The sequence below is a fragment of the Marivivens sp. ABH4_498 genome (assembly GCF_056160585.1).
This window is the reverse complement of the sequence record NZ_JBSWXL010000004.1, coordinates 155,426-170,438: the sequence shown is the minus strand read 5'-3', so window position 1 is coordinate 170,438 and position 15,013 is coordinate 155,426. Positions and strand designations below refer to the sequence as shown.

The following is a 15,013-nucleotide window of genomic DNA, read 5'->3' as shown; positions in this document are numbered from 1 at the left end:
TTAGGCTTTGGCCAAATTGCGCAGCACATAGTGCAGCACGCCGCCGTTTTCGACGTATTCAATTTCTGGCGCGGTATCGATCCGGCATTTGATGTCGATGGTTTTGGTCGTGCCATCGGCATAGGTGATATCAGCCTGCAAGGTTTGCAGCGGTTTCACACTGTCCAGACCCATGATCGTCACCGTTTCATCGCCTGTCAGATTCAGCGTTTTGCGCGTGTCGCCGCCTGTGAACTCAAACGGTACAACGCCCATGCCAACCAGATTGGATCGGTGGATACGTTCGAACGATTCCGCGATCACGGCTTTGACGCCCAATAGCGCCGTACCTTTGGCCGCCCAGTCACGGGACGATCCCGCACCGTATTGTTCGCCGCCGAATACAACCAGCGGGGTGCCTTGGTCCTGATAGGCCATGGATGCGTCAAACACCGATGTCTGTTCGCCGTCCGGGCCTTTGGTATAGCCGCCTTCGACGCCGTCCAGCATTTCGTTTTTGATCCGAATGTTGGCAAAGGTGCCGCGCATCATGATTTCGTGGTTACCACGGCGCGATCCATAGGAGTTAAACTCACGCGGCGCGACCTGACGTTCGATCAGATACTGACCCGCAGGCGTGGATTGCGCGAACGACCCCGCAGGCGAAATGTGGTCGGTTGTGACCATGTCGCCCAGCATCAGCAGAACCTTGGCGCCTTCGATGTTTTCGATGGATCCTTTTTCTGCGGACATGCCTTGGAAATAGGGTGGGTTCTGGATGTAGGTGGACGTAGGCGGCCAATCATAGGTTTCGCCGCCCGATACTTCGACCGCTTGCCATTTTTCATCGCCCTTGAACACGTCCGCGTATTTTTCAACGAATGCTTCGCGGGTGACGACTTTGTCCACCAGTTCGGCGATTTCAGCGTCGGTGGGCCAGATGTCTTTTAGGTAGACGTCTTTGCCGTCTTTGTCCTGCGCGATGGGATCATTCGCCAGATCGATGTTCATATCGCCCGCGATGGCGTAGGCCACGACCAGCGGCGGCGATGCCAGATAATTGGCGCGCACGTCAGGGGAAATGCGGCCTTCGAAGTTGCGGTTACCCGACAGCACAGATGTGGCGATCAGATCGCCGTCTGCAATCGCCTTGGACAGTTCAGGCGCAATCGGGCCAGAGTTGCCGATACAGGTCGTGCAGCCATAGCCGACCAGATTGAAACCCAGCGCGTCCAGATCATCCTGCAGGCCTGCCGCGTTCAGATATTCGGTCACAACCTGCGATCCCGGCGCAAGGGACGTTTTGACCCAAGGTTTGCGCGTCAGGCCCAATTCGTTGGCTTTGCGCGCCACCAGACCGGCGCCGATCATCACATAGGGGTTCGACGTGTTGGTACAGGACGTGATCGACGCGATCACAACCGAACCGTCGCGCAGTTCGTAATCGGTGCCTTCGACGGGGTGCGATTTGCGAGGGTCTTTTTCTTCGACTGCGGTCGGGGTTGGGGCCTCGGCCTCCATCGCTTCGGCGGCCATGGATGTGTCGATGCCGCGGTATTCGTTCACAACGTTCATGAACGCGTTCGAAGCGTTCGACAGTTTGACGTAATCCTGCGGACGTTTTGGACCCGAGATTGCAGGCACGATGGTGCCCATGTCCAGTTCCAGCGTCGACGAATAGATCGGCGCATAGTCGGCACCGCGCCAGAAACCGTTTTCTTTGGCGTAGGCTTCGACCAATGCGATGCGATCTTTGTCGCGGCCGGTTTGTTCCATGTAATGCAGGGTTTCGGCGTCGATCGGGAAGAAACCACAGGTCGCACCGTATTCAGGCGCCATGTTCGCAATCGTCGCACGTTGTGCCAGTGGCAGATTGTCCAGACCGTCGCCGTAGAATTCCACGAATTTGCCAACAACGCCGTGGGCGCGCAGCATTTCAACGACTTTCAGAACCAAATCGGTGCCAGAGGTGCCTTCGACCATCGCGCCGGTCAGTTTGAAACCGACGACTTCGGGGATCAGCATGGAAATCGGCTGGCCCAGCATGGCGGCCTCTGCTTCGATCCCGCCAACGCCCCAGCCCAAAACGGCCATGCCGTTGACCATGGTGGTGTGGCTGTCTGTCCCGACCAGAGTGTCAGGATAGGCGACCATATCGCCGTTCTGGTCTGTGTCCGACCAAACGGTTTGCGCCAGATATTCAACGTTCACCTGGTGACAAATGCCCGTGCCTGGCGGCACAACGCGGAAATTCTGGAACGCGGTTTGGCCCCATTTCAGGAACTGATAGCGTTCCATATTGCGTTCGTATTCGCGGTCCACGTTCATCTGGAACGCGCGCGGGTTGCCAAATTCGTCGATCATGACCGAATGGTCGATCACCAGATCAACGGGGACCAGCGGGTTAATCTTTTCGGGATTGCCGCCCAACGCTTTGATCCCGTCGCGCATCGCGGCAAGGTCCACAACAGCAGGCACGCCGGTGAAATCCTGCATCAATACGCGGGCAGGGCGATAGGCGATTTCGCGCGGGTTATTACCGCCGTTTTTGGCCCAATCGCCAAAGGCGCGGATGTCGTCAACCGACACCGAAAAACCGTCGTCTTCGAACCGCAAAAGGTTTTCCAGAACCACCTTTAGCGATGCGGGCAAATTGGTGAAATCACCCAGACCTGCCTCTTGGGCGGCGGGGATCGAATAATAGGCAATTGATTTGTCGCCAACCGTCAGAGTGCGGCGGGTCTTGGCGGTATCTTGGCCGACCTGAATAGGCATTTGATACGTCCTTATGTTTTGGCAAGTAGCTATAGTTAAAAACTAGTGCGTAACCCTGTCATTACAATAGGCTAATTGCGAATTGTATGCGGTTGTATACCGCGTTTGTTGCCATTTCATGTCAAACACTCGCAATTCGTTGATTGGAGTGTGCCTAGGGTTTGGTCTAAGTTCGGCTCTGTACTGGAAAGTGGGATGAATGATGCGAAATCTATTATCGGCCGTGTTGATGTCGGCGTCTGTTGCGGCGCCTGCGATTGCTCAGGATACATCGCCGGTGGTGGTTGAATTGTTCACGTCGCAGGGCTGTTCGTCTTGTCCGCCCGCGGATAAAATTCTGGCTGATCTTGCTGGGCGCGATGATGTGATCGCATTGGCGCTGCATGTCGATTATTGGGATTACATCGGCTGGAAAGACGAATTCGCCGATCCAATGTTCACAGAACGCCAAAAAGCTTATGCAATGCAGGCGGGGGCGCGGTCTATTTACACGCCGCAGTTTGTTGTGGGCGGCGTGAACCACGTCGTCGGGGCAGAGCCGATGCAGTTGGCCGACCAAATACGCGACGCCGCCGATATGCAGGGCGGTGCAGAGCTCACCGTGAGCCGTTCAGGCGATACCCTGCGGGTTCAAGCCGTGTCAGCGCAAAGCTTTGCCAAGGCGTTGGATGTGGTGGTGGTGTCCTATGTGCCCAACGCAAACGTCGACATCCAAAGCGGTGAAAACGCAGGAAAAACAGTAGAATACCACAACATCGTTCAAAGCTGGGATGACGTCGCGGATTGGGCGGCGCAGGCGCCTTTGGACATTTCGATGACGGTTGATACCGACAATCCGATCGTCATTCTGTTACAAGAGCAAGGCCCAGGCGTGATCGTCGCGGCGGCGCAGCTGGATTAAGAAAACTCTTTCCAACGGCGATGGACCCAGAACCATTGTTCGGGGTTGGCCGCGATCCGTTTTTCCAATCGGCGCGTCAGTTCGGTTGTCATGGTTTCGGGATCACTGTGTTCAATTGGCGTTTCAACAGCGATTTTGAACGACAGCCCGTCCGGTTGTCTGATACCGAAATAAGGCACCAACAGGGCGTTTGACCGCAATGCGATGCTGGCCGCCGATGTGGCCGTGCGCGCAGGTTTCCCCAAGAAATCGATCATCGCGCCATCGCGGACAGCCACATCAAACAACAACGTTCCCATGCCGCCTGATCGCAAATGGCGTGCGAAACCGCCTGTGCCGCGTTTGCCTTGCGCAAATACAGGACCAGACATTTCGGTCATGGTTTTCGCGTAATGTTCGTTGAAATAGGCGTTTTTCATCGGGCGATACAGACCGCCGATGGAATACCCCATGCGCGTCAAAACTTGGCGCGGGGCTTCGTGGTTGCCGAAATGGCCCGTCACGAACAGCACAGGCCGATTTTCCGCATGGGCCTGTTTGACCGCATCCAGTCCGTCCCCGATAATTTCGGAATTCTGCAAATGATCACCGAATTCCGCGCCCGAGTAATTTTCGATCAGGGTCCGACCTGTGTTATTCAAAACACCTGCCGCAATCGCGCGTTTTGTTTTCTGATCCAGCGATGGATCGATCATGGACAGGTTGTTCACAACCCGTGTCCGATATCCCGCGATAGGGCCGATCACATGTTCGGTCAGCGCGCCCATCAGGCGGACCCTGCGCGCATAGGGAAGCAAAGACAAACCGCTGATTATCCCCCGCAACAGTTTGTCGGTGATCCAGTCAGCCGGCGTACGGCGGCCTTTGTTTTTATTCTTCGCCATGCGCGATCCTGTTGTTTGGCCATCAGATAATGGCCTGCGCCGCAAAGAACAAGTTTTCCCACAGATTACGCGCCGTCCGATGACTTGGCACGGATCAAAGCGATGTCGCCCTTTGATGCCAAATCACTGACGACGGAAATGAATTTGGATTGTGCCTGTTCGCCTTCGCTGGGGGATGGCGTGGGGGCGGCTTCGATATCTTCTTTCAGCTGTTCGGCCAGTCGTTTCGATAGGTTCGACAGGATATAGGCGGCCGCATCGGTTGTGGGCCCTGCAATGGCCAAAGCGCACGCAAGTGCAGGAATTGCAATGTCGTTTGGCACTTCGCGGATGATGGTCGGGACGTCAGGTGGTGCGATCCGTTCGGGGATATCGGCAAAGGTAAAGATCGATTGGCGCACTTCGTTGGTGAAAACTGGATCCTCTTGGTTCAGGTCATCCAACAGGCTATCGCGTAGCTTGCCCTGCGATGCAGTCAGGATTGCACCCAACCGTTTGGGCGGTGTGTCGCCAAACACCGGATCGGATTTGCGTTGATATGATTCGTTTAGGGTTGTGCCGATCAGCCCCAAAATCTGTGACGACACCCCATTAGTGCGCGACATTGCATAGGTGATTTTGCGCGCATGATCGCCGGGCAGTTGGCCCAATATGTCTGCGGCTATGTCTACGGGCAATTGGCCAAGGATGATCGACCCGATTTCGATCGCTTCGGCCTGCATGATTTGGCGCAATCGATCCGTTGGCATGGCTTTCACGGCGCCCCACGGGTCTGTCCCTGAAATTTCATCCTTTAGTCTGGCCTGAACGGTTTCGGACAGTGATCCGCTGATCTGTTTAAAGGCATCGGACAAACCGTTGGGCCCAGACAGGCCCGTGTGTTCGACAGCGTCCAGAAATTCACGGATCACGCAATCGATTGTTAGCGTGTCTATCTGCCCGATCAATCCCATTTCGCGGGTCAGGGCGATTTGCGCATCTTCTGATAGCAACGCCAGATCAGGATTGATCCCGTTGTCATGCAAAAACTGAAGTATCACCGCCGCTTTTTGTCTACGGGGCAATGGTTTAGGGGTCAGTGTTTGTCCGTCGGCCATCACAGATCATCATTTGTCTATTCCGCTAAATGATACAAACCTGTGGTAAATCAATTCCTAACGGGATCGCAGGTTTAGGGGGTGGTCAACATAACCGACAGTGATTTCAGGTCGGCGCGGATGTCGATGCTTAGCGGTTCGGACGGATCGGTTAGGTCGTGTATCTTTTGTGTGCAGTCCAACAGCGATTGGATTTCATCATCCGTAAATTCGCGGTCATCGCGGGCAAAGAACCCCATGGACTGAACGTCGTTGGGCTGAATACTGGTCACGCAGCCATAGACCAAACCGTGCTCGGCCGCTTGGGTCATGACTTTGTCTGGGTCAGGAATGTCAATTTCCGACCAACGCGCCGCACCACGGTTTTGAAATGCCCAATGAACGGTCGGATCGGCGACAACCATGCCTTTTTCGACATATATTGCTGTCCAATCGGCTCTGTAGGTTTGCAGCATGATCGAAGGTGCGTTATATACAATATGCAACCCCAAGGCGAACCCCGACGGACATAGCGTTTGTGCTGTTGTTAGGGTCGATCTGATCTGGGATTTGGTCGTCGTCATGAGGCTGTATGGTATGAAGAGTTTCTTTGTTTTCTCAAGGCGTACACTTGGATACGGTTGTCTATGACCTATTCCGCGTCCGTCTGCAAACACAGTAATGTTAAGTCTGCAAAGGGCGGCGCTATGAGTTTCGTTTTCGCATCAACGAGCGATTATGCACAAGAAATAAATAAGGTGGCGCCGCTAGGTCATCATATCGCGTTGCGTGTGGGTTTTGCGTTTCCGTTAGAGGAAATCAACGCACTGCCGCGCAAATGGCTGCAGCACTATGCAGCCAACCGAATGGTGGTGCAGGATCCCGTGTTTCGGTGGGCCTATGCAAAAACGGGCACAATTCGTTGGTCAGAGCTGGCTCAGTTCGATCCCTTTGGCGTGATGGAACAGGCCAAACAGTTTGGATTGAATTACGGCGTGTCTGTTGCTTGTCTGGACGAAGGCGGGCAGGGCGTGAGGTCGTTTGGGTCGTTCTTGCGCGGGGATCGCGAATTTACCGATGATGAAATGGCGATGCTGTTGGATCGTGTGCAGCGTCTGCACCGTCGCTGTATGCCGCCCAGCAACATCACAATTGCAGAAACCGAAGCCTTATCCATGATCGGTGAAGGCATGCGATTGAAACAGATCGCACATGAATTGGGTGTGACCGAAGGTGCGGTCAAACAGCGCCTAAAGAATGCCAAAACAAAACTTGGTGCGAACACATCAGCCCAGGCTGCATCGCTCGCGCGGGCCTACGGGCTGATTTAATCGTTTCCAGAAATGAAAAAGGGGCCCGAAGGCCCCTGATCCGAATTATTCGCCAAACACACGTTTGAAAATCGTGTCGACGTGTTTGGTATGGTAATCCATGTCGAATTTGGCGTTGATGCCGTCTTCGCCCAATGCGGCGACGACTTCGGCGTCGGCCAGCAACAGTTCGCGGAAATCAACGCGGTCTTCCCATACTTTCAGCGCGTTACGCTGAACCATGGAATATGCGTCTTCGCGCGATACGCCTGCTTGGGTCAGTGCCAGCAGAACGCGCTGCGACATCACCAGACCTGGGAATTTGTTCATGTTGTCCAGCATGTTCTGTGGGAACACCAGCATCTTGTCGATAACGCCGGTCAGACGGTTCAAAGCAAAGTCCAAAGTGATGGTCGCATCAGGGCCGATGCCGCGTTCAACGGACGAATGCGAAATATCGCGTTCGTGCCACAGCGCCACGTTTTCCATCGCTGGGATCACGGTCATGCGCACCAGACGTGCCAGACCGGTCAGGTTTTCGGTCAGAACTGGGTTCTTTTTGTGCGGCATCGCGGACGAGCCTTTTTGACCCATCGAGAAGAATTCGGCGCCTTCCAGAACTTCGGTACGCTGCATGTGGCGGATTTCGATGGCTACGTTTTCGATCGACGATGCAATCACGCCCAGCACAGCAAAGAACATCGCGTGACGGTCGCGCGGGATAACTTGGGTCGAAATTGGCTCTGGTTTCAGGCCCAGCTGTTCGCAAACATGTTCTTCAACCGCTGGGTCGATGTTCGCAAACGTACCAACAGCACCCGAGATCGCGCCAGTTGCGATTTCTTCGCGGGCGTGTTTCAGGCGGGACAGGTTACGATCCATTTCCGCATAGAAACGCGCAAAGGTCAGGCCCATGGTGGTTGGTTCAGCGTGAATACCGTGGGAACGACCAACGCGAACGGTGTTTTTGTGTTCGATCGCGCGCTTTTTCAGCGCGGCCAGCAGGGCTTCCATATCCTTGATCAGGATGTCGGATGCGCGAACAAGCTGAACGTTCAGGCAGGTGTCCAGAACGTCGGACGAAGTCATGCCTTGGTGAACGAAACGGGCCTCTTCGGAACCGACGTGTTCTGCAAGGTGCGTCAGGAACGCGATGACGTCGTGTTTTGTGACAGCTTCGATTTCGTCGATGCGCGCCACGTCGAATTCTACGTCTTTGGCTTTCCAAACGGCGTCTGCGTTTTCCTGTGGGATCACGCCCAGTTTGGCTTGTGCGTCACAGGCGTGCGCCTCGATTTCGTACCAGATTTTGAATTTGGTAGCAGGTTCCCAAATGGCAACCATGTCGGGGCGGGCATAACGGGGGATCATCGGCAGCGACCTTTGTGTCTGGAATGGTTGGGTGGGTATTACTGCGCATGACCCGTGGTCACAAGACCATGACTGGTCAAAGCCAGCCGATTGACCCAACATTCTGGTATGATTCTGCAATCCATGATCCCCGCCGACCAAAGAGAGGCCGCAACAGCGCGTTTGCCGGCCATGAAACCTGTTCAGGGGTCTTGGGTTACGATCGACGATGCCTATTCCGCGCAATTGGCTGAAAAAGCCCGATTGATGACCCAGAACCGGCAGGCCGTGTGCCAAATCACGAATGGCGCAGAACCAGCGGTTTCTGAATTGCTGGATTATGTACTGGCAGAAATTGTGGGGCTGGACGGGTTTGATCGCAGTGGGGACAGCGTTAAGCGTCCAGACGGGCAGAAAATCACGATAGACCGCAATGATCCGTTCCTAACGCTAAGTCAGTTGGTGACCGAAGATTTGTGTCTTTTGGAAAAGCATGGCGATGAACACGTGTTGACCGCAGCGTTGTTGTGTTTTCCAGCGGCATGGACGTTGGCCGAAAAGATTGGACAGCCGTTGACGCGTATTCATGTGCCGGTTCCGCCCTATGACGATAACATCGCCAGCCGCGTTCAACGTTTATTCGATGGTATTCAGCCAGGTCGGCCAATCTGGCGCGCTAATTTGCACACCTACGAAGAACCAGACCTATTTCACGTACGCGCCGAAAATGATCCGCGGCCTTATACCGATATTGATGCGCGTTATGAACGCAGCGAACGGCAAACTGTCCTGCGCCTACCAAAATCGGGCGCAGTTCTATTCGCGATCCAAACCTGCGTTGTTGCGTTGCCTTAGTTCGGGGACAAAATCGAATTGATACGCGACAGCGCAGAGCTGAGGCGTTTGTTTTCGGTTTCGCGTTTCTGAGGTTGCGACAGTTCCAAACGGGTCAGGTCGACGGGCTTGCTATCGGCCGACATCGGTTTCTGGTCCGAATTCGGGGTCATAAAGGATTTGATATTTTGCAGCATTAACTTGCCCTGCTTACTTGTTACTTGGCCTTGGTTACGGAAGGAATGAGGCCGAAATTAGACGTAATTCGTTACAAAATTGTTGATTGTAAGAAATGCGACAGCAGGGGTGTCACCTATTTTACCCGTATGATTTCAATCACAGTTTTGGGGCTGTCCGGAAATGCAAAAGGGCGCCCAAAGGCGCCCTTTCGTTTGGGTGTCGTAGAAATTAGCAGCTGTAGTACAGCTGGTATTCTACTGGGTGTGGAGTGTGCTCGTATGCGTACACTTCGTCCCATTTCAGAGCCATGTAGCCTTCCAGCTGACCTTTGGTGAACACGCCACCTTCCAGCAAGAAGTCCATGTCTGCTTCCAGAGCTTCCAGAGCTTCGCGCAGCGAACCACAAACGGTTGGGATTGCTGCCAGTTCTTCTGGTGGCAGATCGTACAGGTCTTTGTCCGACGATGGGCCTGGATCGATCTTGTTTTTGATGCCGTCTAGGCCAGCCATCATCAGTGCAGCAAAGCACAGGTATGGGTTTGCCGATGGATCTGGGAAACGAGCTTCGACGCGTTTTGCCTTTGGCGATTCCGACCAAGGAATACGTACACAACCCGAACGGTTACGTGCCGAGTAAGCGCGCAGAACAGGAGCTTCGAAGCCTGGGATCAGACGCTTGTACGAGTTGGTCGATGGGTTGGTGATCGCGTTCAGCGCTTTTGCGTGCTTCAGGATACCACCGATGAAGTACAGAGCTTCTTGGGACAGGTCAGCGTATTTGTCGCCTGCGAACAGAGGCTTGCCGTCTTTCCAGATCGACATGTTTACGTGCATGCCGGTGCCGTTGTCGCCCGAGATTGGCTTCGGCATGAAGGTCGCCGATTTGCCGTAGGACTGTGCAACGTTGTGGATGACGTATTTGTATTTCTGGATTTCGTCAGCCTGATGGGTCAGGGTGCCGAAAATCAGGCCCAGTTCGTGCTGGCACGAAGCAACTTCGTGGTGGTGCTTGTCAACTTTCATGCCCATACGAGCCATGGTCGACAGCATTTCGCCACGCATGTCTTGTGCGTCGTCGATTGGGTTTACTGGGAAGTAACCACCTTTGACACCTGGGCGGTGACCGGTGTTGCCGATGCCGTCCGACGAACGGAAATCGGTGTCGGTGTTCCAAGCGCCGTCGATTGCGTCAACTTGGTACGATACTTTGTTCATCGAAACCGAGTAGCGTACGTCGTCGAAGATGAAGAATTCAGCTTCTGGACCGAAATATGCGGTGTCACCGATACCCGAGGAAACCAGGTAGGCTTCTGCGCGGTTTGCGGTCTGACGTGGGCAGCGGTCGTAGGATTCGCCGGTGTCTGGCTCAACAACGTCACAGTGTACGCACAGGGTTTTCTCTGCGTAGAATGGGTCGATGTATGCGGACGACGCATCAGGGATCAGTTTCATGTCGGACTGATCGATCGATTTCCAGCCAGCGATCGACGAACCGTCGAACATGAAGCCTTCTTCGAAGAAATCTTCGTCTACTTCGGTGTGACGCAGGGTCACGTGCTGCAGTTTACCGCGCGGGTCGGTGAAGCGAACGTCGACGTACTGAACGTCTTCGTCAGCCATAAGCTTTAGAACTTCTTGAATGTTCATCCTTGATTTCCTCTTGGACTTTTGAAGTGTGCCGGAGATTACAGTGCGTCGTCGTCGCGTTCGCCGGTACGGATGCGGATCGCTTGTTCAACAGGCGAAACGAAAATTTTGCCGTCGCCGATTTTATCGGTCTTGGCAGCGCCGATGATCGCTTCGATAGCGCCATCGACCTGATCGTCGGCCAAAACGACCGTGATCATGACTTTAGGAAGGAAGTCTACAACGTACTCTGCACCTCGGTACAATTCGGTGTGACCTTTTTGACGGCCAAAGCCTTTTACTTCGATGACCGACAGGCCCTGAACGCCAGCTTCTTGCAAAGCCTCTTTGACTTCGTCGAGCTTGAACGGCTTGATGATCGCTTCGATCTTTTTCATGGGCGCGACTCCCTCCGCATTAGTGTGTCTGGGGCGTCAGACCATGTCTGCAAAGCAACCACAATCGGGTAGTCTGACGAATGACGTTTGTTACTGTGTGATTCCATATTGTGTGATTAAAAAATGTGCAACATGACTATTGGGTGTGCGGTTTGAAAACTTTTTATGCAAATTGCAGGGATGAAATTTTAACCGCTGCACAAATGCGCGCCGCAGAGCAGCATGAGATCAGGTCCGGCCGCCAATCCGGCGCCGATTTGATGGAACGTGCAGGGCGGGGCATTGTCGATGAAATCTGGTCAAAGTGGCCCGATTTGAAAACGTCTGTCGGTCATGCGGTCATTCTATGTGGTCCCGGCAACAACGGCGGCGACGGTTTTGTCGTTGCGCGGCTGCTTCATCAATGCGGGTGGGCGGTGACAGTCTTTTTCTACGGCGATAGCGGTCGTTTGCCGCCTGATGCGCGCCTGAACTATGATAGATGGAGCGAATTAGGTCAGGTGCGGCCTTTTTCCGATCTACAGGCGTTCCTGCGCCAGACCGGCGACCACAATCATCCTGATCTTTGGATCGATGCTATTTTCGGCACAGGTCTGACGCGTCCGATCGCGGGCGAATTAGCCACAGCGTTAAATGCGCTGTCCAATTGGGCGAATGATCTGGTGTCATCGCGCGGCGGATACGTCGTCGCTGTCGATATGCCTAGCGGACTGAATACCGACACAGGAGACCTGATGATCGATGATCCATCGGGTGATCGGGCGTTCGGGTGGTATTGTGATTTGGCCGTCACGTTTCATGCGCCAAAACGGTGCCATTTCGTCGGGCAAGGCCCAGACCTGATCGCGGATCTGGCCGTTGTTGATTTGGGAATCGGCTCGGTCCAGACCGATGCGGTCAAATTGGTTCGACCGCGGGCGGGCATCCCGCCTGCAGTTTCATCGTCTGGGCATAAATATACCCGTGGTCATGTCTTGGTCATTGGTGGGGGGCGGTATGCCACGGGGGCGGCGCGTTTGGCTGCACGGGCGGCGTTGCGGGCAGGGGCTGGTTTGGTGACCATTGCCGCGCCGCGTGACGCGTTGAATATCTACGCCTGCCATGAAACAGCGGTGATGTTGCGTCCTTTGGATCATGCGCAGGATCTGCAGGATTTGTTACAAGACCCTAGGTTTGATCGTATTTGCGTGGGTCCTGCTACGGGCGTAGATCAGTCGTTGGAATTGATGCCGACACTTTTGGCAGCAGATCGGTACACAGTGATTGATGCGGACGCTATAACAGCGTTGTCGCGGTCAAACGATCTGATGGCGCAGCTGCATGTCAAATGCGTCCTGACACCTCATAGCGGCGAATTTGCACGCCTGTGCCCAGATTTGGCATCTCTACCGAAAATCGACGCAGCTGAGGCCGCCGCGCAGCGGTTCGGTTGCACGGTTCTGTTGAAAGGACGGGATACCATCATTGCCGACCCTCATTTTGGCACTCAGCTATGCGCAAGCGTTTACGAGGACGCCGTGCCGTGGCTGGGTACGGCAGGGGCAGGTGATGTTCTTGCTGGGGTGATCGCCGGCATGCGTGATCCGGCACAAGCTGCTTGGGTTCATGCGCAGGCGGCGCGACACTTCGGTATTGGCCTGATCGCTTCTGATTTGCCCGATGTCATTCCTGCGGTGCTACAGTCGTTGCAGCCCAAAACCGAAACGCCGCCCCGATAGGGACGGCGTTTCATGAAACAGTCGCGCGTAGCGCGGCGATCAAACAACAGCAGTCGCGATTTCCAGACCGTCTGCATAAACGATGTGCTGTTTGTCAAAGATCAGTTCGAACATGACGCGTTCCACTTCGTTCAGTTCGGCAATGTATTCGCCGTCGGCCAAACGATGCGCGGGAACCAGCGCGGTGTCATCACCATAGATCGCTTGCGCGCGCCAGTCGCGGATGTGGATCAGCGCGTCGCGAGCAACGATCGTATCACAGTCCGGACGGGTATTGCCCAATGTGCCTGCCTTCACGCGATACGCGGGGGCGGTCACGGTAAAAGCTTTTATCTCTTTCAGGATCGCCATCCCAGCGTCGCGCGTAATCACGCGGTCACCTTCGGCCAATGTTTCGACTGGCAGTTGACCATCCATAGTTAGAATCGTCGTGCCAGCCAAAAGGCCAGATAAAGGGCGTGCGCCGACGGAATCCGCCGGACGGAGTAATGTCTCTAGGTGCATGGCGGTTTCCGCTCTTTGCTATGTATTCTGCCTCAATACGGGCAGTCTAAGCATTTAGTTGCGCTTTGCACTCGAAAATCTACGGGGGCTGCCTGAAAGAGCCTGTGACCTAGACTTTTGGACACAGTCGAAAAAAGTTGATTTTTGCTCTCGCACTTCCTGAAAAGCTTCGTTATATCGACCGCCAATGCGGGTGTGGCGAAATTGGTAGACGCACCAGATTTAGGTTCTGGCGCCGCGAGGCGTGGGGGTTCAAGTCCCTCCACCCGCACCACAAATTCCAGTGTTACCAACTGGTTATTGCGAAACGGGCGCGGCATCTGCTGCGCCCGTTTGCGTTTGTATCCCCTTAAATTCAAGGCGTTTGCACAGCCTTTGTGCGTTGAATTTCGCAGGGCTCGTGTCAGTTTGTCATGTGTAGATACCGGAAAGGCTGAACATGAGCTGGAACCCCTCAGTTGCGCATGATGCAGGTTTGATCGCAGCAGAATCAATTGAAACGGTCATCGTCCCACGATCCCGCGATATCGGGGGATTCGAAGTACGCCGCGCGTTGCCTGTCGTCGGTCGCCGCACGGTTGGGCCGTTTGTGTTTTTCGATCAGGCGGGTCCTGCCGAATTTGTCACGGGCGAAGGTATTGATGTTCGGCCGCATCCTCATATCGGATTGGGGACGGTCACCTATTTATATCGCGGTGAATTTCAGCACCGCGACAGTTTGGGCAGCGATCAACTGATCCTACCTGGCGAAGTCAATTGGATGGTGTCGGGCCGCGCGGTCACGCATTCTGAACGCACAAGCGCCGAAACCCGCAAAAACCCGCATTCATTGTTGGGCATTCAAACTTGGGTCGCATTGCCCAAAGGGGCCGAAGATTCGGCCGCCAGTTTCGAACACCACGGCAAAGAGGCTCTGCCTGTTCTAAATGCCGAAGGCATCACCGCCCGCGTGATCATGGGCCGCGCGTGGGGGCAGGTGTCGCCGGTGTCTACGTTCACAGATATGTTCTATGTGGACGCGGCAGTCGCGCCACATCATCAAATGCCATTGCCCGACGACCACGAAGACCGCGGCATCTATATATTGGACGGATCAATCGACGTGGCGGGGGACACCTTTGATGCTGGCCGTATGTTGGTGTTTCGTCCGGGCGATAAAATCAGCGTCAGGGCAGGGGCGTCCGGTGCGCGTTTGCTGCTGCTGGGCGGCGCCACATTGGATGAACCGCGCCATATGTGGTGGAATTTCGTGTCCTCATCCAAAGAAAGGATCGAAGAAGCCAAAGAACATTGGCAGGCCGAACGCTGGGGCGAAGGCATTTTTGACCTGCCTGTTGGGGATGAAAATGAATGGATTCCGCTTCCTTAGGCAAAATGACCCCGTATAGCTGCAAAACTAGCCCTTTTTCGCCTTGCCACGAAAGGCCGCCCCACATAGAAGTGCGTCTGATTTAAAGGCCGCCGCGCGCGGTCCAACG

At 54.7% G+C, this 15,013-nt stretch carries 14 protein-coding genes and 1 tRNA gene; 6 read left to right on the top strand and 9 right to left on the bottom strand.

Features of this window, described 5'->3' with window-relative positions; genetic code table 11:
* Window positions 1-2,754: an aconitate hydratase AcnA gene (gene acnA, locus ACXAGA_RS11045; protein WP_475117528.1), complete on the bottom strand. Its 2,754-nt coding sequence runs from the start codon at window positions 2,752-2,754 to the stop codon at window positions 1-3.
* Between the two features lie 199 nt (window positions 2,755-2,953).
* Between acnA and ACXAGA_RS11040 the strand changes: the two genes are divergently transcribed.
* Window positions 2,954-3,655 (top strand): DUF1223 domain-containing protein, encoded by a 702-nt coding sequence (locus ACXAGA_RS11040; protein WP_475117527.1) that lies wholly within the window; start codon window positions 2,954-2,956, stop codon window positions 3,653-3,655.
* On the opposite strand, the gene ACXAGA_RS11035 is transcribed toward ACXAGA_RS11040, so the two are convergent.
* The 3 genes from ACXAGA_RS11035 to ACXAGA_RS11025 form a co-directional block, all read right to left on the bottom strand.
* Window positions 3,652-4,539: a lysophospholipid acyltransferase family protein gene (locus ACXAGA_RS11035; RefSeq protein WP_475117526.1), complete on the bottom strand. Its 888-nt coding sequence runs from the start codon at window positions 4,537-4,539 to the stop codon at window positions 3,652-3,654. The genes ACXAGA_RS11040 and ACXAGA_RS11035 overlap by 4 nt on opposite strands.
* A 65-nt stretch (window positions 4,540-4,604) precedes the next feature.
* Window positions 4,605-5,636 carry a FliG C-terminal domain-containing protein gene (locus tag ACXAGA_RS11030; RefSeq protein WP_475117525.1) on the bottom strand — a complete coding sequence of 344 codons (1,032 nt, stop codon included), beginning with the start codon at window positions 5,634-5,636 and terminating at the stop codon, window positions 4,605-4,607.
* 74 nt (window positions 5,637-5,710) lie between these two features.
* Window positions 5,711-6,199: an autoinducer binding domain-containing protein gene (locus ACXAGA_RS11025; RefSeq protein ID WP_475117524.1), complete on the bottom strand. Its 489-nt coding sequence runs from the start codon at window positions 6,197-6,199 to the stop codon at window positions 5,711-5,713.
* Between the two features lie 123 nt (window positions 6,200-6,322).
* Between ACXAGA_RS11025 and ACXAGA_RS11020 the strand changes: the two genes are divergently transcribed.
* Complete coding sequence (locus ACXAGA_RS11020) at window positions 6,323-6,946, top strand: helix-turn-helix transcriptional regulator (protein ID WP_475117523.1); 624 nt, start codon at window positions 6,323-6,325, stop codon at window positions 6,944-6,946.
* A 45-nt stretch (window positions 6,947-6,991) separates the two neighbouring features.
* On the opposite strand, the gene purB is transcribed toward ACXAGA_RS11020, so the two are convergent.
* The gene (purB, locus tag ACXAGA_RS11015) at window positions 6,992-8,296 is read right to left on the bottom strand and encodes an adenylosuccinate lyase (RefSeq protein WP_475117522.1); all 1,305 of its coding nucleotides are present in this window, start codon (window positions 8,294-8,296) and stop codon (window positions 6,992-6,994) included.
* Window positions 8,297-8,386: 90 nt separating this feature from the next.
* On the opposite strand from purB, the gene ACXAGA_RS11010 reads away from it, so the two are divergent.
* Window positions 8,387-9,130, top strand: coding sequence for a heme-dependent oxidative N-demethylase family protein (locus tag ACXAGA_RS11010; protein WP_475117521.1), 744 nt, complete (start codon window positions 8,387-8,389; stop codon window positions 9,128-9,130).
* Here ACXAGA_RS11010 and ACXAGA_RS11005 read toward each other — a convergent pair.
* The 3 genes from ACXAGA_RS11005 to ACXAGA_RS10995 form a co-directional block, all read right to left on the bottom strand.
* Window positions 9,127-9,306 (bottom strand): hypothetical protein, encoded by a 180-nt coding sequence (locus tag ACXAGA_RS11005; protein ID WP_475117520.1) that lies wholly within the window; start codon window positions 9,304-9,306, stop codon window positions 9,127-9,129. The two genes, ACXAGA_RS11010 and ACXAGA_RS11005, sit on opposite strands and share 4 nt — an antisense overlap.
* Before the next feature lie 211 nt (window positions 9,307-9,517).
* Window positions 9,518-10,936, bottom strand: coding sequence for a type I glutamate--ammonia ligase (gene glnA / locus ACXAGA_RS11000; protein WP_475117519.1), 1,419 nt, complete (start codon window positions 10,934-10,936; stop codon window positions 9,518-9,520).
* A gap of 38 nt (window positions 10,937-10,974) precedes the next feature.
* The gene (locus tag ACXAGA_RS10995) at window positions 10,975-11,313 is read right to left on the bottom strand and encodes a P-II family nitrogen regulator (protein WP_086450323.1); all 339 of its coding nucleotides are present in this window, start codon (window positions 11,311-11,313) and stop codon (window positions 10,975-10,977) included.
* A gap of 203 nt (window positions 11,314-11,516) precedes the next feature.
* On the opposite strand from ACXAGA_RS10995, the gene ACXAGA_RS10990 reads away from it, so the two are divergent.
* A complete protein-coding gene (locus ACXAGA_RS10990) occupies window positions 11,517-13,031 on the top strand; it encodes an NAD(P)H-hydrate dehydratase (RefSeq protein ID WP_475117650.1) in 1,515 nt (504 codons plus the stop codon).
* 39 nt (window positions 13,032-13,070) lie between these two features.
* Here the strand turns inward: ACXAGA_RS10990 and ACXAGA_RS10985 are convergent, their stop codons facing one another.
* Complete coding sequence (locus ACXAGA_RS10985; protein WP_475117518.1) at window positions 13,071-13,535, bottom strand: Hint domain-containing protein; 465 nt, start codon at window positions 13,533-13,535, stop codon at window positions 13,071-13,073.
* 189 nt (window positions 13,536-13,724) lie between these two features.
* On the opposite strand from ACXAGA_RS10985, the gene ACXAGA_RS10980 reads away from it, so the two are divergent.
* Together ACXAGA_RS10980 and ACXAGA_RS10975 are read left to right on the top strand one after the other, a co-directional pair.
* Window positions 13,725-13,809, top strand: a tRNA-Leu gene (locus ACXAGA_RS10980).
* 165 nt (window positions 13,810-13,974) lie between these two features.
* Window positions 13,975-14,904 (top strand): pirin family protein, encoded by a 930-nt coding sequence (locus tag ACXAGA_RS10975; RefSeq protein ID WP_475117517.1) that lies wholly within the window; start codon window positions 13,975-13,977, stop codon window positions 14,902-14,904.
* Window positions 14,905-15,013: the final 109 nt, after the last annotated feature.

Excerpts from the sequence above, each read along its gene's own strand:
- ACXAGA_RS11035 (WP_475117526.1), bottom strand. The coding sequence starts at position 4,539 with ATGGCGAAGAATAAAAACAAAGGCCGCCGTACGCCGGCTGACTGGATC.
- ACXAGA_RS11030 (WP_475117525.1), bottom strand. The coding sequence starts at position 5,636 with ATGGCCGACGGACAAACACTGACCCCTAAACCATTGCCCCGTAGACAA.
- ACXAGA_RS10995 (WP_086450323.1), bottom strand. The coding sequence starts at position 11,313 with ATGAAAAAGATCGAAGCGATCATCAAGCCGTTCAAGCTCGACGAAGTC.
- ACXAGA_RS10990 (WP_475117650.1), top strand. The coding sequence starts at position 11,517 with ATGCGCGCCGCAGAGCAGCATGAGATCAGGTCCGGCCGCCAATCCGGC.
- acnA (WP_475117528.1), bottom strand. The coding sequence starts at position 2,754 with ATGCCTATTCAGGTCGGCCAAGATACCGCCAAGACCCGCCGCACTCTG.
- ACXAGA_RS10985 (WP_475117518.1), bottom strand. The coding sequence starts at position 13,535 with ATGCACCTAGAGACATTACTCCGTCCGGCGGATTCCGTCGGCGCACGC.
- ACXAGA_RS11025 (WP_475117524.1), bottom strand. The coding sequence starts at position 6,199 with ATGACGACGACCAAATCCCAGATCAGATCGACCCTAACAACAGCACAA.
- purB (WP_475117522.1), bottom strand. The coding sequence starts at position 8,296 with ATGATCCCCCGTTATGCCCGCCCCGACATGGTTGCCATTTGGGAACCT.
- glnA (WP_475117519.1), bottom strand. The coding sequence starts at position 10,936 with ATGAACATTCAAGAAGTTCTAAAGCTTATGGCTGACGAAGACGTTCAG.
- ACXAGA_RS11005 (WP_475117520.1), bottom strand. The coding sequence starts at position 9,306 with ATGCTGCAAAATATCAAATCCTTTATGACCCCGAATTCGGACCAGAAA.
- ACXAGA_RS11020 (WP_475117523.1), top strand. The coding sequence starts at position 6,323 with ATGAGTTTCGTTTTCGCATCAACGAGCGATTATGCACAAGAAATAAAT.
- ACXAGA_RS11040 (WP_475117527.1), top strand. The coding sequence starts at position 2,954 with ATGATGCGAAATCTATTATCGGCCGTGTTGATGTCGGCGTCTGTTGCG.
- ACXAGA_RS10975 (WP_475117517.1), top strand. The coding sequence starts at position 13,975 with ATGAGCTGGAACCCCTCAGTTGCGCATGATGCAGGTTTGATCGCAGCA.